The sequence below is a fragment of the Pseudomonas sp. FYR_5 genome, assembly GCF_043106315.1.
In the GTDB taxonomy this organism is placed as follows: Bacteria; Pseudomonadota; Gammaproteobacteria; order Pseudomonadales; family Pseudomonadaceae; genus Aquipseudomonas; species Aquipseudomonas putida_Y.
Genome location: NZ_JBICMK010000087.1, coordinates 1 through 21,402 on the forward strand (window position 1 = coordinate 1; position 21,402 = coordinate 21,402).

Annotated in this window: 20 protein-coding genes; 9 read left to right on the plus strand and 11 right to left on the minus strand. The window is 62.7% G+C overall.

The features are described from left to right. Positions 1-81 precede the first annotated feature (81 nt). The 9 genes from ACF8RA_RS14950 to ACF8RA_RS14990 all read right to left on the minus strand — a co-directional run bounded on the left by ACF8RA_RS14950 (position 82) and on the right by ACF8RA_RS14990 (position 11,834). Positions 82-1,050: a peptide ABC transporter ATP-binding protein gene (locus ACF8RA_RS14950; RefSeq protein ID WP_176683796.1), complete on the minus strand. Its 969-nt coding sequence runs from the start codon at positions 1,048-1,050 to the stop codon at positions 82-84. Next, on the minus strand, positions 1,050-2,018 hold the full coding sequence (locus ACF8RA_RS14955; RefSeq protein WP_392519315.1) for an ABC transporter ATP-binding protein: 969 nt from the start codon (positions 2,016-2,018) through the stop codon (positions 1,050-1,052). The genes ACF8RA_RS14950 and ACF8RA_RS14955 overlap by 1 nt, the downstream gene beginning before the upstream one ends. 10 nt (positions 2,019-2,028) lie before the next feature. Further along, positions 2,029-2,955 (minus strand): ABC transporter permease subunit, encoded by a 927-nt coding sequence (locus ACF8RA_RS14960; RefSeq protein WP_009685150.1) that lies wholly within the window; start codon positions 2,953-2,955, stop codon positions 2,029-2,031. Between the two features lie 10 nt (positions 2,956-2,965). Continuing rightward, entirely contained in the window at positions 2,966-3,976 is a 1,011-nt protein-coding gene (locus tag ACF8RA_RS14965; RefSeq protein ID WP_392461913.1) for an ABC transporter permease subunit, read from the minus strand. A gap of 91 nt (positions 3,977-4,067) precedes the next feature. Then, positions 4,068-5,678 (minus strand): ABC transporter substrate-binding protein, encoded by a 1,611-nt coding sequence (locus ACF8RA_RS14970; protein WP_176683793.1) that lies wholly within the window; start codon positions 5,676-5,678, stop codon positions 4,068-4,070. Positions 5,679-5,756: 78 nt separating this feature from the next. Next, positions 5,757-7,136 (minus strand): OprD family porin, encoded by a 1,380-nt coding sequence (locus ACF8RA_RS14975; protein ID WP_021781802.1) that lies wholly within the window; start codon positions 7,134-7,136, stop codon positions 5,757-5,759. Between the two features lie 228 nt (positions 7,137-7,364). Beyond that, positions 7,365-8,957, minus strand: coding sequence for an ABC transporter substrate-binding protein (locus tag ACF8RA_RS14980; RefSeq protein ID WP_176683792.1), 1,593 nt, complete (start codon positions 8,955-8,957; stop codon positions 7,365-7,367). Between the two features lie 146 nt (positions 8,958-9,103). Beyond that, positions 9,104-10,729, minus strand: a complete 1,626-nt coding sequence (locus ACF8RA_RS14985) for an ABC transporter substrate-binding protein (protein WP_176683791.1) — start codon at positions 10,727-10,729, stop codon at positions 9,104-9,106. 388 nt (positions 10,730-11,117) lie between these two features. Continuing rightward, positions 11,118-11,834, minus strand: a complete 717-nt coding sequence (locus ACF8RA_RS14990; protein ID WP_021781805.1) for an SIMPL domain-containing protein — start codon at positions 11,832-11,834, stop codon at positions 11,118-11,120. Between the two features lie 202 nt (positions 11,835-12,036). On the opposite strand from ACF8RA_RS14990, the gene ACF8RA_RS14995 reads away from it, so the two are divergent. From ACF8RA_RS14995 to ACF8RA_RS15025, 7 genes are all read left to right on the plus strand, one after another. Next, complete coding sequence (locus ACF8RA_RS14995) at positions 12,037-13,293, plus strand: ATP-binding protein (protein WP_176683790.1); 1,257 nt, start codon at positions 12,037-12,039, stop codon at positions 13,291-13,293. Beyond that, the gene (locus ACF8RA_RS15000; RefSeq protein WP_003255244.1) at positions 13,293-13,853 is read left to right on the plus strand and encodes a response regulator transcription factor; all 561 of its coding nucleotides are present in this window, start codon (positions 13,293-13,295) and stop codon (positions 13,851-13,853) included. Before ACF8RA_RS14995 ends, ACF8RA_RS15000 begins: the two co-directional genes overlap by 1 nt. Before the next feature lie 108 nt (positions 13,854-13,961). Continuing rightward, positions 13,962-15,041 (plus strand): serine hydrolase domain-containing protein, encoded by a 1,080-nt coding sequence (locus ACF8RA_RS15005; protein ID WP_392461921.1) that lies wholly within the window; start codon positions 13,962-13,964, stop codon positions 15,039-15,041. Further along, a complete protein-coding gene (locus ACF8RA_RS15010) occupies positions 15,038-15,334 on the plus strand; it encodes an amidase (protein WP_176683788.1) in 297 nt (98 codons plus the stop codon). Before ACF8RA_RS15005 ends, ACF8RA_RS15010 begins: the two co-directional genes overlap by 4 nt. Positions 15,335-15,378: 44 nt before the next feature. Continuing rightward, the gene (locus tag ACF8RA_RS15015; protein ID WP_176683787.1) at positions 15,379-15,960 is read left to right on the plus strand and encodes a YceI family protein; all 582 of its coding nucleotides are present in this window, start codon (positions 15,379-15,381) and stop codon (positions 15,958-15,960) included. Between the two features lies 1 nt (position 15,961). Then, positions 15,962-17,119 carry a phosphatidylserine/phosphatidylglycerophosphate/cardiolipin synthase family protein gene (locus ACF8RA_RS15020; RefSeq protein WP_176683786.1) on the plus strand — a complete coding sequence of 386 codons (1,158 nt, stop codon included), beginning with the start codon at positions 15,962-15,964 and terminating at the stop codon, positions 17,117-17,119. Positions 17,120-17,170: 51 nt separating this feature from the next. Beyond that, a complete protein-coding gene (locus tag ACF8RA_RS15025; protein ID WP_021781811.1) occupies positions 17,171-17,749 on the plus strand; it encodes a DJ-1/PfpI family protein in 579 nt (192 codons plus the stop codon). A 30-nt stretch (positions 17,750-17,779) separates the two neighbouring features. On the opposite strand, the gene ACF8RA_RS15030 is transcribed toward ACF8RA_RS15025, so the two are convergent. After that, positions 17,780-18,178, minus strand: coding sequence for a nuclear transport factor 2 family protein (locus ACF8RA_RS15030; protein WP_176683785.1), 399 nt, complete (start codon positions 18,176-18,178; stop codon positions 17,780-17,782). Between the two features lie 115 nt (positions 18,179-18,293). Between ACF8RA_RS15030 and ACF8RA_RS15035 the strand changes: the two genes are divergently transcribed. Further along, positions 18,294-18,884, plus strand: a complete 591-nt coding sequence (locus tag ACF8RA_RS15035; protein ID WP_003255235.1) for a GNAT family N-acetyltransferase — start codon at positions 18,294-18,296, stop codon at positions 18,882-18,884. Continuing rightward, positions 18,881-19,753, plus strand: a complete 873-nt coding sequence (locus tag ACF8RA_RS15040; protein ID WP_176683784.1) for a carbon-nitrogen hydrolase family protein — start codon at positions 18,881-18,883, stop codon at positions 19,751-19,753. The genes ACF8RA_RS15035 and ACF8RA_RS15040 overlap by 4 nt, the downstream gene beginning before the upstream one ends. A 121-nt stretch (positions 19,754-19,874) precedes the next feature. Here ACF8RA_RS15040 and ACF8RA_RS15045 read toward each other — a convergent pair whose 3' ends face one another. After that, positions 19,875-21,398: a fumarate hydratase gene (locus ACF8RA_RS15045; protein WP_003255232.1), complete on the minus strand. Its 1,524-nt coding sequence runs from the start codon at positions 21,396-21,398 to the stop codon at positions 19,875-19,877. Positions 21,399-21,402 lie beyond the last annotated feature (4 nt).

The following is a 21,402-nucleotide window of genomic DNA, read 5'->3' on the forward strand; positions in this document are numbered from 1 at the left end:
GGGCCCGAAGCCTGGAGCAGTTCACACTACCCCGGCAGCCTCATCGGCTTTCTCGTCCCCTTCGCGTATCACCTCACAAGATTAGAGAAACTGCTCGGCATAGTGACAAGCCACCTGCCGCGTACTCACCTGCCTCAGCGCCGGCACCTCCTTGGCACACCGCTCGGTCGCATGCGGGCAGCGTTTGTGGAATGCACACCCATCCGGCGGGCTCAGCGGGTTGGGCAGCTCCCCGGCGATGCGAATCTTCGGCTTCAACGGGTCTGGATGAATCGCCGGTGTCGCCGACAGCAACGCCTGGGTATACGGGTGCAGCGGCTTCGCGTAGATGTCCTCCTTCGGCCCCATCTCCGCCGGCCGCCCCAGGTACATCACCAGTACCTGATCCGCCACATGCCGTACCACCGCCAGGTTGTGCGAGATGAACACGTAGGCGGTATTGAACTCCTTCTGCAGATCCATGAACAAGTTCAGCACCTGCGCCTGAATCGACACGTCCAGCGCCGAGGTTGGCTCGTCCGCCACCAGCACTTTCGGCTGCAGCATCATCGCCCGTGCCAGGGCAATGCGCTGGCGCTGACCGCCGGAAAACATGTGCGGGTAGCGCTGATAGTGCTCGGGGCGCAGGCCGACCTGCTCCATCATCTTCTGCACCTTGTCGCGGCGCTCGGCCTTGCTCAGCGAGGTGTTGATCAGCAGCGGTTCGGCCAGTTGGTCGCCGATCTTCTGCCGTGGGTTGAGCGAGGCGTAGGGGCTCTGGAACACCATCTGCACATCGCGGCGCAGTTGTTTGCGCTCTGCCTTGCTGGCGCCCTTCACCTCGGTGCCGGCAATTTGCAGCGAGCCGGACGAAGGCTCTTCGATCAGGGTCAGGGCGCGGGCCAGGGTCGACTTGCCACAGCCGGACTCACCGACCACGGCCAGGGTCTTGCCGGCCTCCAGTTCGAACGACACGCCATTGAGCGCGCGCACCAGCGCGTGGCCCTTGAACAGCCCGCGGGACACTTCGTAATGCCGGGTCAGCTCCCGTGCGGTAAGTACGACGGCCATCACGCCACCTCCTGATTCAGCGGGTAGAAGCAACGCACCAGGCTGTGGGCCTGTGGGTCGAGGGGCGGGCGCTGGCGCTGGCAATTGTCCTGTACATAGGGGCAGCGTGGTGACAGCAGGCAGCCGACCGGGCGGTCGTAGCGGCCGGGGACGATGCCAGGCAGTGTGGCCAGGCGCTCGGCGCCAATGCTGTGCTCGGGAATCGCGGCGAGCAGGGCTTCGCTGTAAGGGTGGGCGGGCACATCGAACAGTTCTGGCACCTGGCCCACTTCCACGGCTTGGCCGGCGTACATCACGCACACCCGCCTGGCGGTTTCGGCGACCACGGCGAGGTCGTGGGTGATCAGGATGAGCGCCATGTTGCGCTCCTTCTGCAGGTTGACCAGCAGTTCCATGATCTGAGCCTGGATGGTCACGTCGAGGGCCGTGGTCGGTTCGTCGGCGATCAGCAGCTTGGGCTCGCCGGCAATGGCCATGGCGATCGCCACACGTTGGCTCATGCCGCCTGACAGCTGGTGCGGGTAAGCGTCCAGGCGGCTTTCTGCGGCCGGGATCTCGACCTTCTTCAAGAGCTCCAGAGCACGCTGGCGGGCAGCCTTGCCCTTAAGGCCCAAGTGCTGGCGCAGCACTTCCTCGATCTGGAAGCCCACGGTGTAGCTGGGGTTGAGCGCGGTCATCGGGTCCTGGAAGACCATGGCGATGTCCTTGCCCACCACCTTGCGCCGCTGACGGCCGCTGAGCTTGAGCATATCAGTGCCGTCGAAGGTCAGTGAGTCGGCGGTGATGCGCCCGGGAGCGTCGATCAGGCCCATCAGGGCCATCATGGTGACCGACTTGCCCGAGCCGGACTCGCCGACGATGGCCAGGATCTCGCCAGCGTCCACTTTCAGGTCCAGGCCGTCTACCACCGGTACTGCATTGGCGTCGCCGAAGCGCACGTTCAGGTTGTTGATCTGCAACAGTGACATGGCGTTCTCCTCAGGCGGCGTTCTTGAGTTTCGGGTCCAGCGCATCGCGCAGGCCGTCGCCCATCAGGTTGATTGCCAGCACACTGAGCAGAATGGTCAGGCCAGGCAGGCTCACTACCCACCAGGCGCGCTCGATGTAGTCTCGGGCCGAAGCCAGCATGGTGCCCCACTCGGGGGTTGGCGGCTGTACGCCGAGGCCAAGGAAACCCAGTGCGGCGGCGTCGAGGATGGCCGAGGAGAAGCTGAGGGTGGCCTGCACGATCAGCGGGGCCATGCAGTTGGGCAGCACGGTGACGAACATCAGACGTGGCAGGCCGGCACCGGCCAGGCGTGCGGCGGTGACGTAGTCGCGGTTGAGTTCACCCATCACCGCGGCGCGGGTCAGGCGCACATAAGAGGGCAGCGAGACGATGGCGATGGCGATCACGGTGTTGATCAGGCCAGGGCCGAGGATGGCGACGATGGCCACGGCCAGCAACAGCGACGGCAAGGCCAGCATCACGTCCATCAGGCGCATGATCGACGGGCCGAGCAACTGCGGAAAAAAGCCGGCCAGCAGCCCAAGGAGAATGCCCGGGATCAGTGACATCACCACTGACGACAGGCCGATCAGCAGCGACAGCCGTGCACCTTGAATCAGCCGCGAAAGCAGATCACGGCCCAGTTCGTCGGTGCCCAGAATGAACTGCCAGGTGCCGCCTTCCAGCCACACCGGCGGGGTCAGCAGGAAGTCGCGGTACTGCTCGCTCGGGTCATGCGGGGCGACCCAAGGCGCGAACAGCGCGCAGAACACCACCAGGCACATGAAGGCCAGGCCCATTACCGCGCCCTTGTTGCGCGCGAAGGCTTGCCAGAATTCTTTGTACGGGGAGGGGTAAAGCAGGCTCTGGTCCACCGGGCTGGCCGGCGACACGGATTTTGGAATCGGGCTAGTCATGGCAAAGGCCTCAGCGCTGATGACGGATGCGTGGGTTGGCCAGGCCGTAGAGGATGTCCACGACGAAGTTGACCAGAATCACCAGGCAGGCGATCAACAGGATGCCGTTCTGGACCACGGGGTAGTCACGGGCACCGATGGCTTCGATCAGCCATTTGCCGATGCCCGGCCAGGAAAAGATGGTTTCGGTCAGCACCGCACCGGCCAGCAGCGTGCCGACCTGCAGGCCGAACACGGTCAGCACCGGGATCAGCGCATTGCGCAGGCCGTGCACGAATACCACACGGGCCGGCGACAGGCCTTTGGCGCGGGCGGTGCGGATGTAGTCCTCACGCAGCACTTCGAGCATCGACGAGCGGGTCATGCGGGCGATCACTGCCAGCGGGATGGTACCGAGCACGATGGCCGGCAGGATCAGGTGCATCACAGCGTCCTTGAACGCGCCTTCTTCATCGCTGAGCAGGGTATCGATGAGCATGAAGCCGGTTTTCGGCTCGATGTCGTAGAGCAGGTTGATGCGCCCGGATACCGGGGTCCAGCCCAGGCTTACCGAGAAGAACATGATCAGGATCAGGCCCCACCAGAAAATCGGCATCGAGTAGCCGGCCAGTGATATGCCCATGACCCCGTGGTCGAACAGCGAACCGCGCTTGAGTGCGGCGATTACACCGGCCAGCAGGCCGACGACGCCGGCGAACAGCAGGGCGGCGAAGGCCAGTTCCAAGGTGGCCGGGAACAGGGTGAGGAACTCGCGCCACACGCTTTCGCGGGTGCGCAGCGATTCGCCAAGGTCACCCTGGGCAAGTTTGCCGACGTAGTCCAGGTACTGGACCGGCAGTGGCTTGTTCAGGCCCAGGCGTTCCATGGCCTGGGCATGCATTTCGGGGTCGACCCTGCGCTCGCCCATCATCACTTCCACCGGGTCGCCGGGGATCAGGCGTATGAGCGCGAAGGTCAGCAAGGTGATGCCGAAAAAGGTCGGTATCAGCAGGCCAAGGCGCCGGGCAATAAAACTCAACATTGTCGGGGTTACCTCATCAGGCCGTGGGGCGATCAGCCCGCTACGGCAGTGCCGCCGGTCCCCGTGTGGGGTGCCGGCGGTCGTTGTTGTTCTACTTCACCTTGGTCGTGGCGAAGTTATTGTTGGTCAGAGGGCTGATCACGTAGCCCTCCACGTTGTCACGCATGGCGGTGAACATCTTTGGATGAGCCATGCTGATCCAGGGTTGGTCGTCATCGTACACTTTCAATGCCTCGTTATAGAGCCTTGCACGCTCGTCGTTGTCGATCACTTCGCGGGCGCGGCTGATCAGTTCCTGGAACTTGGGGTTGCACCAGCGCGCATAGTTCTCGCCACTTTTCACGGCATCGCAACTGAGCAGCGGGCTGAGGAAGTTGTCCGGGTCGCCGTTGTCGCCGGCCCAGCCGGTGGACACCAGGTCGGCTTCGCCGTTCTTCGCCCGGCGCAGCATCTCGGCCCATTCCATGACGCGGATATCCAGCTTGAGGCCGATCTGTTTGAGGTCGGCTTGCAGCATCTCGGCGGACAGGCGCGGGTTGGGGTTGGTCGGGCCGCCGCCGTTGCGGGTGAACAGGGTGATTACCGTGCCCTCGGGTACACCGGCCTGACTGAGCAGTGCGCGGGCTTTATCGAGGTCGCGCGGTGGGTTCTGGTTGTGGGTGTTGTAGCCGATCATGGTGGGGGGGTAAGGGTTTACACCTACCAGCGCGTTGCCTTTGCCAAACAGTTGGTCGACATGGGTCTGGCGGTCGAAGGCCATGTTGATGGCTTTACGCACGCGCACGTCGTTGAGGTATTTGTGCTGGGTATTCATGGCGATGTAGCCGGTGACCAAGGCCTCGATTTCTTCAACCTTGAGTTTCGGGTCTTGCTTGATCGACGGTACGTCATCGGGCTTGGGATAGAGCGCCACCTGGCACTCGTTGGCGCGCAGTTTTTGCAGGCGCACGTTGCTGTCGATGGCGATGGCGAACACCAGCGCATCGGCCGGCGGCTTGCCACGGAAATAGTCCGGGTTGGGCTTGAAGCGGACCTGGGCGTCCTTGTTGTAACGCTGGAAAATGAAAGGGCCGGTGCCGATCGGCTTGCTGTTCAGCTCGGCGGTCTTGCCAGACTTGAGCAACTGGTCGCCGTATTCGGCGGAGTAGATCGAGGTAAAGCCCATGGCCATGTCGCGCAGGAACGGCGCTTCCGGTCGGCTGAGGGTAATCACCACGGTGTGCTCGTCAGCCTTGCTGACCGACTTGAGCAGTTCCTTGAACCCCATGCTCTCGAAGTACGGGTAGCCGACGCTGGTCTTGTCATGCCAGGGGTGGTTCGGGTCGAGCTGGCGATTGAGGCTCCACAGCACGTCATCGGCGTTGAAGTCACGAGTTGGCTTGAAGTAGTCGGTGGTGTGGAACTTCACCCCCTGACGCAGATGGAAGGTGTAGGTCAGGCCGTCGGCTGAAATGTCCCAGCGCTCGGCCAGGGCTGGCTGGATCTCGGTTGTGCCGGGTTTGAAGTCGACCAGGCGGTTGAACACTGTCTCGGCCGAGGCATCGGCGGTGACTGCGGTGGTGTACTGGACGATGTCGAACCCTTCCGGGCTGGCTTCTGTACACACCACCAGCGGTTTGGCCGCCAGTTGCGTGGCGCCGCCCAGAAGCAGCGCGACCAGGGCTAGGCGCAACGGCCGCGATTTCATGAAAGCTCTGTGCATGTGTTGAAAACTCCCTGCTTGCATTGGTTCCAGCGTAGCCGCCCCGGCCCGCAGCGAAACGGGCCAGGGCGCCGACGGTCAGAGAATGTTGAATGGAATGGTGGTGACCACGCGGAACTCATCCAGGCTGCCGTCGCCCTGTGCCTTGCTGGCGCGATGGGTGGTGTAGGTGGCGCGGATGCTGGTGTCTTTCAGCGGCCCGCTCTGCAACGCGTAGCTGGTGCCAATACCCCACTCATAGTGGGTTTCGCCATCCAGGCCATTCACGTCGTAGGCAGTGCCGCGGTAGTGGGTGCCGTCGATACCCCAGCCGCGGGCGTTGTACAGGTTGAACTTCAGGCCAGGCACGCCATAGGGCGCCATGTTCAGCACATAGGAAATCTGCAGCGATTTCTCGTTGGGGCCGTTGAAATCCGACAGCAGCGAGTTGGCCAGGAAGATGCCGTTGGTTTCGTGCAGGTAGTCAAAGTACTCGTTGCCGTTGACCTGCTGCCAGGAGGCGCTGAGGGTGTGGGCCTGATGGGTCAGGCCCAGTGACAGGCTGTAGGTGTCGTTGTCGATCTTGCCCATTTTCTGGCTGCCGGCGTCGACGGTCTTGTAGTAGTTCAGGCCGGTGCTCAGGCTGAGCACTGCGCTGTCGCCGAGCACATGGTTGGCGCCGAAGTAGTACTGGTTCCAGAAGTCGTCGACCTTGGTGGCGTACAGGCTGGTACTCAGGCTCTTGAACGGCTGGTAGTTGATGCCGGCGGTGCTGGCACGGTCGGTTTCCACGCCGGTGGCGCTGTACTCGCTGCGGAACTTGCTGAGGCTCTGTTCGGTACGTGGCGAGACGCGGTCGAAAGTACCCAGGTCGATGCTGAGGTTGTCGAATTCGGCGCTGTGCAGGAATGCGCCCTGGAAGCTCGAGGGCAGGGCGCGGTTGCCGATGTAGGCGATCATCGGCGTGTCTACCGACTGGCGGCCGAGGGTAAGGGTGGTGTTGGACACACGCGCCTTGATATTGCCCAGGCCCAGTTTGCTCCACTGGCCGATGGGGTCGCCATCGCTGTGGGTGAGGGTGCGGTTGTTGGGGCCGGCAATGGCTTCGCGGCTCTGCTGCAGGGCGATGGCGTTGTAGCCGGCGGCCTCGACGGCGAAGCCCACGGTGCCCTGGGTGAAGCCGGAGCTGTAGTTGAGGATGGTGCCCTGGACCCAGTTTTCACGGCTGTGGGTGTCGTGGCGGGTGCCGTCGTTCTTGTAGTACTTCCATAGCGGCGCGCGTGCGGCGCGTTCACGGGCATACCAGTTGCGGGTGCTGCCGGACAGGCTTTGGCCGTCGATGAAGCCGCTGGCTTGCGCTTGCTCGCTGGTGCTTTTGAGGGTGAGCGGGAGGTAGTCCTGGCTCTGCGGATCTGCCTGGGCCACAGTGGAAAAGGCACTGATGGATAACGCCAGTGCGGTCAAGGTGAATACTTTCAAGGTTAAAGCTCCCTTTCTTTTCTAGTTATGGCCGGCCTTGTGGGCCGGGTGATTGCTGCTGTGTTGCCAGGGTTGCCGCGGGATCACCGGGCAGAATCGGGGTGTTGTGTTGGCCGTACTGGCCTCTTCGCGGGCAAGCCCGCTCCCACAGGTAGGGCGCAGTGTCCGAACCTGTTGAGATCCTGTGGGAGCGGGCTTGCCCGCGAAGAGGCCGGTACTGGCTAACGCTTAATCAACACTCACACCGGAAAAATCATTGCGCCCAAACGGGCTGACCTTGAACTGGGAAACCTTGACGCTAAGCGGCTGGTTCACTGTGGAGTGCGCCACCGGGGTAATCGGTACCTGCTGCTTGAGCCGCTGCTGGGCCTGCTGGTAGAGGGCGGTGCGCTGGGTACGGTCGGTCACCTGCTTGGCCTGCTTGACCAGGCTGTCGTACTGCGGGTCGCACCACTGCGAGTAGTTGTTGCTGCCGATGGCATCGCAGCTGTATAGGGTGCCCAGCCAGTTGTCCGGGTCGCCGTTGTCTCCGGTCCAGCCGATCAGGGCGACGTCGTGCTCACCGTTTTTCATGCGTTTGAGGTATTCGCCCCATTCGTAGCTGACGATGCGCACCTTGAAACCGAGTTTGCTCCAGTCGGCCTGGAGCATTTCGGCCATCAGCTTGGCATTGGGGTTGTACGGGCGTTGCACCGGCATGGCCCACAGGGTGATCTCGGTGCCAGGTTCGACACCCGCCTGTTGCAGCAGCTGTCTGGCCTTTTCCGGCGCGTACGGGGCGTCCTTGATGTTGTCGTCATAGGACCACTGGGTCGGCGGCATGGCGTTGACCGCCAGTTGGCCGGCGTCCTGATAAACCGCCTGGATGATGGCTTTCTTGTTAACCGCCATGTCCATTGCCTGGCGCACCTCCAGGCGGTCGAATGGTGGGTGCTGGGTGTTGTAGGCGATGTAGCCGAGGTTGAAGCCTGGTTGCTGGAGCACCTGCAGCGTGCTGTCGGCCTTGAGCGCCGGCAGGTCGGCCGGGCGCGGGTGCAGGGTGACCTGGCATTCGTTGCGGCGTAGCTTCTGGATGCGCACCGAGGGATCGGTATTGATCGAGAACACCAGGTTGTCGATCTTCACTTCGTTCGCTGCCCAATAGTCCTTGTTGCCCTTGTAGCGGATCTGCGAATCCTTCTGGTAGCGCTGGAACACGAACGGCCCGGTACCGATAGGTTGCTGATTGATGTCGCCGGGGCGTCCACTGGCCAGTAACTGCTCGGCGTATTCAGCGGAGAGAATGGAGGCGAAGCTCATGGCCAGGTTCTGGATGAACGCGGCATCGACCGTGTTCAGGGTGAACACCACGGTCATCGGGTCGATCTTCTCGACACGGGCGATGTTCTTGTCCAGGCCCATGCCGATGAAATAGGGGAACTCGGTAGGGTAGGCCTGACGGAACCGATGACCCTTGTCGAGCATGCGGTTGAATGTGAACAGCACATCGTCGGCGTTGAACGCGCGGCTCGGGCTGAAGGCCTTGTTGCTGTGGAACTTGACCCCTTCACGCAGGTGGAAGGTGTAGCGCAGGCCGTCGTCGGACACCTCCCAGCGGGTCGCCAGGGCCGGGTGCACGGCGGTACCGCCACGTTCGAACTCGACCAGGCGGTTGTAGATGGGTTCGGCGGCGTCGTTGTCGGTGGCGCTGGTGTACTGGGCGGTGTCGAAACCGGCGGGGCTACCTTCAGAGCAGAACACCAGGTTGTTGGCGAGCAGGACCGGGGATTGGCTGACCAGACCCAGGGCCAGCAGCGCGGAAAGGCAGGTAACGTGGCGCATGGCAAATCCTTTTACATCTGTTCGCGCCGCCTCCGGGTACGAATGACGGCAACAGTTCGCCGACCCCGTAGCGTATGGCCGCAGGACGACATGAAGAGGTGACGGGGGTGAAGGGCACCCGCGATTCAGCGGGTGCCTCAGTCAGCCTACTTGTCCACGCTGACGCCGTAAAAGGCGTTCAGCGAAAATGGGCTGATCTTGAAGTCCTTCACCTTGGCGCTCATGGGTTGGTAGACAGTGGAGTGGGCGATCGGGGTGATCGGTACCTGCTCCTTGAGGATATGCTGCGCCTTCTGGTACAGCTCGGTGCGCTTGGCCTGGTCGGACGTGGCCTTGGCCTGCTTGATCAGGTCGTCGTAGGGCTTGTAGCACCACTTGGAGAAGTTGTTGCCATCGACGGCATCGCAACCGTAGAGGGTACCCAGCCAGTTGTCCGGGTCACCATTGTCACCGCTCCAGCCAATCAGCATGGCACCCTGTTCGCCACCTTTGGAGCGCTTGATGTACTCGCCCCATTCATAACTGACGATCTTCGCCTTGATACCGATCTTGGCCCAGTCGGACTGGAGCATTTCGGCCATCAGTTTGGCATTGGGGTTGTACGGGCGTTGCACGGGCATGGCCCACAGGGTGATTTCGGTGCCTTCCTTGATGCCGGCTTCCTTGAGCAGTTGCTTGGCTTTCTCGGGGTCGAAGGTGGCGTCCTTGATGCTGTCGTCATAGGACCACTGCGTGGGCGGCATGGCGTTGACCGCCAACTGGCCGGCGCCCTGGTACACCGACTCGATGATCTTTTTCTTGTCCACGGCCATGTCCAGCGCCTGCCGGACTTTCAGCTGGGCCATGGGGTTGGCCTCGTTGCTGCCCTTGATCTTGTCCATCACGTTGTAGGCGATATAACCGAGGTTGAAACCGGCCTGCTGCGGCATTTGCAGGTTCTTGTCGGCTTTTAGCGGCTCGATGTCGGCCGGGCGTGGGAACAGGGTGACCTGGCACTCGTTCTTTTTAAGCTTCTGCATGCGCACCGAGGCGTCGGTGGTGATGGCAAAGATCAGGTTGTCGATCTTCACGTCCTCGGGCTTCCAGTAGTCCTTGTTGCCCTTGAAGCGGATCTGCGCGTCCTTTTGGTACTTGCTGAACACGAACGGGCCGGTGCCGATCGGCTTCTGGTTGATGTCGGCGGCCTTGCCGTTCTTGAGCAGCTGGTCAGCGTATTCGGCGGACTGGATCGAGGCAAAGCTCATGGCCAGGTTCTGGATGAACGCGGCGTCAACCTCGTTGAGGGTGAACCTCACCGTGTGCTCGTCAAGTTTCTCCACCTTGGCAATGTTCTTGTCCATGCCCATGTCGGTGAAGTATGGAAACTCGGTGGGGTACGCCTTGCGGAACGGGTTGTCCTTGTCGAGCATGCGGTTGAAGGTGAACAGCACGTCGTCGGCGTTGAACGGGCGGCTGGGCTTGAAGTAGTCGGTGGTGTGGAACTTGACCCCTTCGCGCAGGTGGAAGGTATAGGTCTTGCCGTCGTCGGACACTTCCCATTGGGTCGCCAGGCCCGGGATGACCGCAGTGCCGCCGCGCTCGAACTGGGTCAGGCGGTTGAACACGGTCTCTGCCGAGGCGTCGAAGTCGGTCCCGGTGGTGTACTGCCCCGGATCGAAGCCGGCCGGGCTGCCTTCGGAGCAGAACACCAGGTTGGATGCGGCAACGGCCGACGGTGCGCCGCTGAGCAAGCCTGCACCCAGCAGGAACGGAATGACTGCGTGTTTGAGCATGGTGGCCTCATTGTTGTCATTTTTTGGATGAGGTGGCCTCGTGAGCCGACCTGCGGATACTTATGCAGGGGCTGTTCCCAATGCAACAGGTAGGAGGATAGTTGGCGCCAGAAAAGTGGAACGTCCGTACATGGATGTCGCATCGATATAACTTTTGGCGAAGTTAAACGTTTGCGTAGGCAGAATGATGGCGTTTTGCGCGATGTTTCGGACGGGCAGGAATGTAGGAAGGCACCTATGTGGTGCGTAGGAAACTTCCGAAAATCGTGAAATTGATGCGGTCACCTGTAGGAGCGGGTTTACCCGCGAACACAGGCGAAGCCCGTGCCATCCACCGCAGTGTCTTGTTCGCGAGCCCGCCCGCTCCCACAGATGATGCGTGGACGCCTTATGGCATCTGCACTTCGATCAGGCCATCGGCATTCATGCTCACTTCACTGGTGCCCGCCTCGATATCTGGCGCCGGTGCTGCTTCATCAGCCCCCATGGCCTTCATCGCCATCGGCGCGCTACGCAAGTACGGACGCGGGTAGCCGCTGCTGTTGAGGTTCAGGCTGACCACTTTGTAGCCTTTGCCGCCCAGCGCTTCGGTGGCCAGTTGCGCGCGTGCCTTGAAGGCATCGACCGCATCCTTGAGCAGTGCATCCTCGCTGGCCTTGCGCGTGGCCGGGGCGATGGAGAAGTCCATGCCGCCCATTTTCAGCTCTTGCAACAGATCGGCGGTAAGCTGGGACAAGGCCGGGAAGTTGGCGCTTTCCAGGCGCAGCTCGGCGCGTTCGCGCCAGCCGGTGATCTTCTGGCCCTTGCTGTCGTACACCGGGTAGCTGTTGCGGCTGCCCTGGCTGATCTTCACGTCCTTGACCTGGCGCGACTGCTGCACGGCCTTGTTCATGGTTTCGGTGATCTGCTTGGCGAGCTTGCCCGGGTCGCTGTTCTGCGCTTCGCTGTACAGGGTCACGACCATCAGGTCGCGCGCCACTTCCTTGCTGACTTCGGCCCGCAGCGATACCTGGTTGAAACGTGGTTCATCGGCGGCCAGTGCCGGCAGGCTGGCGAGCAGGCCGCAAGACATGATCAGGGCGGCGCCGCGACGTGGGATTTGCATGTGATACTCCTTGGCATTGAAAGGCGTGGGGGCTGGACTTCCATTCCACGCATGGCCCATCGGACCGGCAACAGTGTAGTGGGTTCAAAAGTGCCATCATGAACCTGTGACAAAGTGTGGCGCTTTGCCGCATCGCTGCAGCGAGGCGCCCGGCTTCGGTATACTCCAGCCGATTTTTCTGGAGCACTCATCAGGAGAGCTCATGCTCGCCGCCGTACAACCGTTGTCCGCTACCCGCCAGAACCTCTGGCGCCTCACCCTTATTCGGGTCCTGGTCCTGGCTGCCCAGGCCGGCTCGGTGGGCGTTGCCTACTGGACCGAACTGCTGCCGTTGCCCTGGCTGTCGCTGGCCGGCACCTTGGCCCTGTCTTCGCTGCTGTGTGCCTTCACGGCCCTGCGCCTGCGCCTGTCGCTGCCCGTCACCGAAATGGAATACGCCCTGCAGCTGGCCTGTGACCTGCTGATCCACAGCGCCTTGCTGTATTACTCCGGCGGCTCGACCAACCCGTTCGTGTCGTATTACCTGGTGCCGCTGGCGATCGCTGCGGTGACCTTGCCGTGGCTGTATTCGCTGATCCTGTCGGGTATTGCGCTGACGGCCTACAGCCTGCTGCTGGTGCAGTTCTACCCGCTCGAAGGGCTGCCAATGGCGCGGGACAAGATGCAGGTCTACGGCATGTGGCTGAGCATTGCCTTGGCTGCCGCAGTGATCACCTTCTTTGCTGCGCGCATGGCCGAAGAGCTGCGCCGCCAGGAGCAACTGCGTTCAGAACGGCGTGAAGAAAGCCTGCGCGACGAGCAACTGCTGGCTGTGGCTACCCAGGCCGCCGGTGCCGCCCATGAGCTGGGCACACCGCTGGCGACCATGAGTGTGCTGATCAACGAAATGCGCCAGGACCACACCGATCCGCTGTTGCAGGAGGACCTGCAGATCCTCCAGGACCAGGTAAAGCTGTGCAAAGAGACCTTGCAACAGTTGGTACGCGCAGCCGAAGCCAACCGACGCCTGGCCATCGTGGAGCAGGATGTGACTGCGTGGCTGGACGAGGCGCTCAACCGCTGGCACCTGATGCGCCCGGAAGCCAGCTACCGCTTCCAGCGCCTGCGCGACGGCAAAGTGCCGCGCCTGGCACCGCCGCCAGACCTGACCCAGGCGCTACTGAACCTGTTGAACAATGCCGCAGATGCCTGCCCCGATGATCTGGAGGTTCGCCTGGACTGGGACGCCCAGGACATTGTCATCAGTATCCACGACCATGGCCCTGGTGTACCGCCGGCCATTGCCGAAGCCATTGGCAAACCTTTTATTACCACCAAGGGCAAAGGCTTCGGCCTGGGCCTGTTCTTGAGCAAGGCCAGCGTGACCCGTGCGGGCGGCTCGGTGAAACTCTATAGTCATGAACAGGGTGGCACCCTGACCGAACTGCGCCTGCCCTATGGCAAGCGAGGAGATGAATGATGAGCGAAGAAAACCAGGTCGAAAGCGAAGAGCTGCCGCACCTGCTGCTGGTGGATGATGATGCCACCTTCACCCGGGTCATGGCCCGGGCCATGAGCCGTCGCGGTTTCCGTGTGAGCACTGCCAGTTCTGCCGAAGAAGGCTTGATCCTGGCCCAGCAGGACCTGCCGGACTACGCCACGCTGGACCTGAAGATGGATGGCGACTCCGGCCTGGTGCTGCTGCCCAAGTTGCTGGAACTGGACCCGGAAATGCGCGTGGTGATCCTGACCGGTTACTCGAGCATTGCCACCGCAGTAGAGGCAGTCAAGCGCGGTGCCTGCAACTACCTGTGCAAGCCGGCTGACGCCGATGACGTGTTGGCAGCGCTGCTGTCGGAGCACACCGACCTGGATACCCTGGTGCCGGAAAACCCGATGTCGGTCGATCGCCTGCAGTGGGAGCACATCCAGCGCGTGCTGAACGAGCATGAAGGCAACATCTCGGCGACCGCACGGGCGCTGGGCATGCACCGGCGGACGCTGCAGCGCAAGTTGCAGAAGCGGCCGGTTCGGCGCTGATGCTCTATTGATGATGTTGGCCTGTTCGCGGGGGCATCCGCTCCTGCAACTGTGAGAGCGGGCTTGCCCGCGAAGGGCTGCAAGGCAGCCCCAATCAGGGCGAGCACGATGAAGGTACTGTTGGTCCTCCTTGCGATGATTGCAGGTAGCGTCAAGGCTGAGGACTGGCCTGACCCGCAGTGGCAGAACGACCCTGCCTCCCTTGACTGGCGGGCCGTCGACGCTTACGCCTTTCCCGCACGCTCTCCCTCGGAGCGCAACGGCATCCGCACCGACGCTCTGCTGGTCATCCGCGACGGTCGTATCCTCCACGAGCGCTACACAGCGCCCACCCGTGCCGACACCGCGCACCTGACCTGGTCGGTAAGCAAGAGCGTACTGGCCACGATAATGGGCGTGGCCCAGGGCGAAGGCCGCTTCCAGCTGCAAGACCCGGTCAGCCGCTTCTATCCACCTATGCGCGCCCACCCCGGCGTGCGCGTGGCCGACCTGCTGCACTGGGCCAGTGGCCTCGACTGGCAGGAAGACTATGAATATGCACCGCTGAAATCCTCTGTGGTGGCCATGCTGTATACCCGTGGCCGCGCAGACATGGCTGCCTATACGGCAGCGCGGGGTATCGCTGCCAGCCCCGGTCAGCGATTCCTCTACTCCAGCGGCGACAGTAACCTGCTCGCCGCAGCGCTGCGCGGCATGCTCGATGCCGGGCAGTACCCCGACTACCCCTGGCACGCTCTGTTCACCCCGTTGGGTATCGGCAGTGCGGTGTGGGAGCGTGACCGGGCAGGCACCTACGTAGGCTCTTCCTATCTGTACCTCAGTGCCCGCGATTTGGCCCGTATAGGCCTGCTGATGCAGCGCGACGGGCGCTGGCAGGGCCGACAATTGCTGCCTAAAGCCTGGGTAGCCTTCAACCGCACCCCGTTTGCCCAGGCCCAGCCGCTGCCTGGCGAGGCCAACCCTGGTGGCCACTGGTGGCTCAACCAACCGCTGGCTGGCGCCGAACGGCCTTGGCCCAGTGCACCGACAGACACCTTCGCCGCCCTTGGCCACTGGGGGCAGGCGTTATATGTGCTGCCTGAGCAAAAGCTGGTGATCGTGCGCTATGCCGATGACCGCGACAGCAGCTATCGACACGACGAACTGCTCAAACGGGTGCTGGCGGCACTGGCCGGGGAGGGGGCATGAAGCGGTTATGGCTGCTGGTACTGGCAGGGCTCCTGTACTGGGCCTGGCAGGAACGCCAGGCGCTGGCGGACTTCCCCGGCATCCTCCCGGCCTACTCGGCCAAGGAATACTGTTCCTGCCGCTTTGTCATGGGCTTCGACGAGGCGTACTGCCTGGGGTATGTGAAACAATGGCTGCCACTGAGCCTGCTGGAGGAAAACAGCCAGCAGCGGCAAGTCACCGCTGAAGGCCTGGGGCGGCGTAGCCAGGCGGCCTGGCAAGGCGCCCGTGAGGGCTGCCGCTTGCTGCCATGAATGCAGGCGGGTAAGGTTGGCGGCCTGGTTTCACGAGATCTGTCATGTTCAAGTTGCCCCGCCTGCTGCCTGCCTTATTACTTGCTTTGTGCCTACCCGCTCATGCCAATTGGCACCTGGATGGCGAATCTTCACGGCTGTCGTTCATCACCGGCAAGAATGGCAATACCGCCGAAGTGCATCGCTTTCTGGTGCTGCATGGTACGGTCGACCGCAAGGGTGTGGCCGGTTTGAGGATCGAGATGGACTCGGTGAGCAGCGGTATTCCACTGCGTGACGAGCAAATGCGCGACAACCTGTTCGAGGTCGCGCGCTTCGCCGAGGCCACAGTGAAGACGCAGATCGACCTGCAGCCGATCAATGACCTGGCCGATGGTGCACAGATCGAGTTGCGCCTGCCGCTGACGGTCACCCTGCATGGCCAGTCGCACCGCTACAATGTTTTGTTGCTGGCCACCCGCCTGGATGCGCGGCGCTTCCAGGTGGTTACCCTAGAGCCTCTGGTGCTGCGCGCCGAAGATTTTGGCTTGATGCCGGGCCTGGAAAGCCTGCGCAAGTTTGCCAGGTTGAAGTCCATCAACCCGTCGGTGCCGGTTAGCGCGGTGCTGATCTTCACTGCTCGCTGACATGGCGGGGCCGGTCTTCCCCTGGCGGGATGGCAACCAGTTCGAACTGCTTATCGACGGCCCCGCGTTCTTTCCGCGCATGCTCCTGGCGATCATGCGTGCCGACTTCCAGGTTGACCTGGAACTGTACCTGGTCGAGGCCGGCGCCTGTGCCGAGGCGGTGGTCGACGCGCTGGAGCAGGCCGCCCGGCGTGGCGTGCGGGTGCGCTGCCTGTTCGATGACTACGGTGCATTGGCCTTCAACAGTGCGTTGCGTCAGCGCCTGCTGGACGCTGGCGTGTACTTGCGCTGGTATAACCGCCTGCGCTGGAAGCGTGGCCTGCGTAACCTGTACCGTGATCATCGCAAATTGCTACTGGTGGACGAACGTTGGGCCGTGGTGGGGGGGACGGGCGTTACCGACGAGTTCTGGAAGCCGGGTGAGGCGACCAGCGAATGGCACGAAGTGATGGTGCAGATGCAGGGGCCGGTGGTGAGCGACTGGCAGTTGCTGTTCGACCGTCAGTGGCACGCCAACACTCGCCGCACCGCCTGGCGCCCTGCTGAAGGCTTTGGCCTGCCGCGTCTGCCCAGGGTGCCTGCGCAGGGACAGGGCATGGGCCGGGTCGCTTATGCCGACGCCCGCCAGCACCAGGACATCCTGCACGCGCTGGTACGGGCACTGAACAGCGGCAAGAAACGGGTATGGCTGGCCACGCCGTACTTCTTGCCGACCTGGAGCGTGCGCCGCTCGTTGCGTCGGGCCGCCAGCAAGGGCCTGGACGTGCGGCTGTTGTTGACCGGTCCGCGCACCGATCACCCCTCGGTACGCTACGCCGGGCATCGTTACTACCCGCGGCTGTTACGCGCGGGCGTACGGATTTTCGAGTACCAGCCGTGCTTCCTGCACCTGAAGATGGCTGTGGTGGACGACTGGGTCAGCGTCGGTTCGTGCAACTTCGACCACTGGAACTTGCGCTTCAACCTTGAAGCCAACATCGAGGCGCTGGACCCGCCGTTGACAGCGGCGGTGGTGGCCAGCTTCGAGCGCGACTTCGCCCTGAGCGAAGAAGTCGATCTCGCTCACTGGCATGCGCGCCCTTTGTGGCGCAGGGTCAAGCAACGGATCTGGGGCTGGCTGGATCGTTTGGTGGTCAACTTCCTCGACCGCCGTGACTGACAGCGGCTATCGTGCAGTGACTATTCACGGTTAACCGAAGGAGTGGGCAAGATGACGGCGAAGAAAATTCTCATGCTGGTGGGCGACTACGTCGAGGATTACGAAGCGATGGTGCCGTTCCAGGCCCTGAGCATGGTAGGCCACACGGTGCATGCGGTGTGCCCGGAAAAGCTGGCGGGGCAGACTGTGCGTACCGCGATTCATGACTTCGAGGGTGAACAGACCTACAGCGAAAAGCCCGGGCACAATTTTGCCCTGAACTATGACTTCGTGCGGGTGCGGCCCGAGAGTTATGACGCGCTGCTGATTCCGGGTGGTCGCGCGCCGGAATACCTGCGCCTGGATGAAAAGGTGTTGGAGCTGGTGCGGGCGTTCGACCAGGCCGGCAAGCCGATTGCGGCGGTATGCCATGGTGCCCAGTTGCTGGCGGCAGCTGGGGTGCTGGATGGGCGTGAATGCAGCGCTTACCCGGCATGCGCGCCAGAAGTGCGCCTGGCGGGTGGCACGTTCATCGACATCGCGGTGGACCAGGCGCATGTGGATGGCAACCTGGTGACCGCACCGGCATGGCCAGCGCACCCGGCCTGGCTGGCGGCGTTCCTTCAAGTGCTGGGCACGCGTATTGTCTGACAGGCTTGATTGAGTTGGCAGCGGGTTGCTTCAGGCAACCTGTTCAACCCAATCATTGAGGTTGTAGTAGTTGGTCACCCGGGCAATCTTGCCACAGTGAATATAGAAGAACGCCCCCGCCGGCAGCACATAGGTCTGCCCGTTTGCCGCCGGCAAGCCTTCGTCATCGACCAGGTATTGGCCATGTACGGTGAACTCCGCCGCCGCGCGGCTGCCATCGGCGTTCTGCATCACCACGATGTCGGCCAGGCGCTCGCGGTAGCAGCGGTTCATCTTTTCCATGAACGCGGCAAACCTGGCTTTGCCCATCTGACGTTCGCCCTGGTTGATGTCGTGGATCACGTCTTCGCTGAGCAGCGCCAGAAAGCCTGGCATGTCACCCGCGTTGAAGGCGGCGTAGTAAGCATTTACCAGTTCGGTTGCGGTCATGGAACAATTCCTGTCGTGTAGGGAAAAGGCGGGTCGCTAACTCGGATGATAGGGTTTCCCCTCAAGCCCGGCTTAGCCGAGCGCGTCATCCACATCGACAAAACGACCGCCAAACATGGAAATACGCCTGTTGCACGGTGCCGCTATCGCGCCTTACATCGATGACCTCGCTCGCCTGCGCCTTACTGTGTTCCGCGAGTTCCCCTACCTTTACGACGGCACCCCGGAGTACGAGGCCGACTACCTGGCCAACTATGCCCGCTCCGGGCGCAGCCTGGTTGTGCTGGCGCTGGACGACGGCAAAGTGGTCGGCGCCTCTACCGGCCTGCCGCTGGTGGACGTCGCGCCCGAATTCCAGCAGCCGTTCCTGGCCCAGGGGCGCGACCCGGCCAGTGTGTACTACTTCGGTGAGTCGCTGGTGTTGCCGGCATACCGCGGTCAGGGCCTGGGGGTTCGCTTCTTCATCGAGCGCGAGTCCTACGCACACAAACTGGCCGAGTTCGATTATTGCGCGTTCTGCGCGGTCGAACGGCCTGGTGCACACCCGCGACGGCCAGCAGAGTACAAACCCCTGCACGGCTTCTGGCGCAACCGCGGCTTCCTGCACGACCCGTCGCTGCGCACCACCTACGCCTGGCGCGACCTGGACGAGCAGGAAAGCTCCGACAAACTGATGTCGTTCTGGCTCAAGGCACTGCCGATATGATCCGCCTGGCGGCCTGCCAGTACGCCATCGAGCTGCATGAAACATGGGACGCGTACGCCGACCACCTGCAAGGCCTGTGCGCCGAAGCGGTGGAGGCGGGGGCACGCTTGCTGCTGTTGCCGGAGTACGCCGGGCTGGTGCTGAGCGGCCAGCTGAGTGCCGGGCAGCGGGAAGACCTGAAGGCTTCGATTGCCGGCATCCAGCCGCTGATCGAACCCTGGAAAGCGTTGTGCGAGAGCCTTGCCCGGCGCTGGGGGATCTACCTGCAACCGGGCAGTGTGCCGGTGCTGGACAGCGATGGGCGCTACCGCAACCGTGCCTGGCTGTTCGGCCCCCAAGGTGTGCTGGGTTATCAGGACAAACTGATGATGACCCGCTTCGAGCGCGAGCAGTGGGATATTGCTGCAGGCCAGGGGTTGCAGGTATTCGAAACTGAACTGGGGCGGCTTGGCATCCTGATCTGCTACGACAATGAGTTCCCGATGCTGGCCCGCCGCCTGGCCGAGTGTGGTGCCGACCTGATCCTGGCGCCGAGTTGTACCGATACCGAGGCCGGTTACCACCGGGTGCGTATTGGCGCCCAGGCGCGCGCCCTGGAGAACCAGATTGCCGTGTTGCAGAGCCCTACGGTGGGGGTGGCGCCGTGGTCACCGGCATTGGACGAGAATATCGGCCGGGCAGGCCTGTTCGTGCCGCCGGATCACGGGATGCCGGGCGATGGGGTGCTGGCGTTGAGTGAGCAGTTGAGCCCGGACTGCAGCCAGTGGCTGGTGTGTGAGGTGGATCTGGAGGAAGTACGGCGGGTGAGGCGGGAAGGGCAGGTGTTTACCTGGCGGGACTGGCCGGAGCAGTTCGAGAGAGTCCTGTGATGACTGTGGCAGCCTCTTCGCGGGCAAGCCCGCTCCTACAGGTCAACGCGTAGCCTTCTGGCTTGCGCTGTACGTGTGGGAGCAGGCCTGCCCGCGAAGCAGCCACCGCAGTTACATCAGGTTACTTCACTTCGACGGCCAGGCTTTCGGCAATCTTGCTCTGCCACAGGGCAGGGCCAGTGATGTGTACCGACTCGCCGTTGCTGTCCACGGCGACGGTCACCGGCATGTCCTTGACTTCGAACTCGTAGATCGCTTCCATGCCCAGCTCGGCGAAGGCCAGTACCTTCGATTTGCGGATGGCCTGGGCTACCAGGTAGGCAGCGCCGCCAACGGCCATCAGGTACACGGCCTTGTTGTCCTTGATCGCCTCGATGGCGGTCGGGCCACGCTCGGACTTGCCGATCATGCCCAGCAGGCCAGTCTGCTCGAGGATCTGGCGGGTGAACTTGTCCATGCGGGTAGCAGTGGTCGGGCCGGCTGGGCCTACCACTTCGTCACCCACCGGATCGACCGGGCCTACGTAGTAGATGAAGCGGCCTTTCAGGTCTACCGGCAACTCTTCGCCACGGTTGAGCATCTCAACCATGCGCTTGTGCGCGGCATCGCGGCCGGTCAGCATCTTGCCGTTGAGCAGGATGGTTTCACCCGGCTTCCAGCTGGCCACTTCTTCCGGGGTGATGTCGTCGAGGTTGACGCGACGGGCGCTCGGGCCAGCTTCCCAGACGATTTCCGGGTAAGCGTCCAGCGACGGCGCTTCCAGTTCTGCCGGGCCGGTGCCATCGAGCACGAAGTGGGCATGGCGGGTAGCAGCGCAGTTGGGGATCATGCACACCGGCAAGGACGCGGCGTGGGTCGGGTAGTCCATGATCTTGACGTCGAGCACGGTGGTCAGGCCACCCAGGCCCTGAGCGCCGATGCCCAGCTGGTTGACCTTGTCGAACAGCTCCAGGCGGATTTCTTCCAGGCGGTTCTGTGGGCCACGGGCTTTCAGTTCGTGAATGTCGATGGACTCCATCAACACTTCCTTGGCCATGACCGCGGCCTTCTCGGCGGTACCGCCGATGCCGATGCCGAGCATGCCGGGCGGGCACCAGCCAGCACCCATGGTCGGCACGGTCTTCAGTACCCAGTCGACGATCGAGTCGGACGGGTTGAGCATGGCCATCTTCGACTTGTTTTCCGAGCCGCCGCCCTTGGCTGCGACATCCACTTCGACCTTGTCGCCAGGGACGATGGAGTAGTGGATCACTGCCGGAGTGTTGTCCTTGGTGTTCTTGCGGGCACCGGCCGGGTCGGCCAGGATCGAAGCGCGCAGGACGTTCTCAGGCAGGTTGTAGGCGCGACGCACACCTTCGTTGATCATGTCGTCGACGCTCATGGTGGCGCCATCCCAGCGCACGTCCATGCCCACGCGGATGAACACGGTGACGATACCGGTGTCCTGGCAGATTGGACGATGGCCGGTGGCGCACATGCGCGAGTTGATCAGGATCTGGGCGATGGAATCGCGTGCAGCAGGCGACTCTTCACGCAGATAGGCCTCGTGCATGGCCTGGATGAAATCGACGGGGTGGTAGTACGAGATGAATTGCAGGGCGTCGGCGACGCTCTGAATCAGGTCGTCTTGCTTGATCACGGTCATGCAG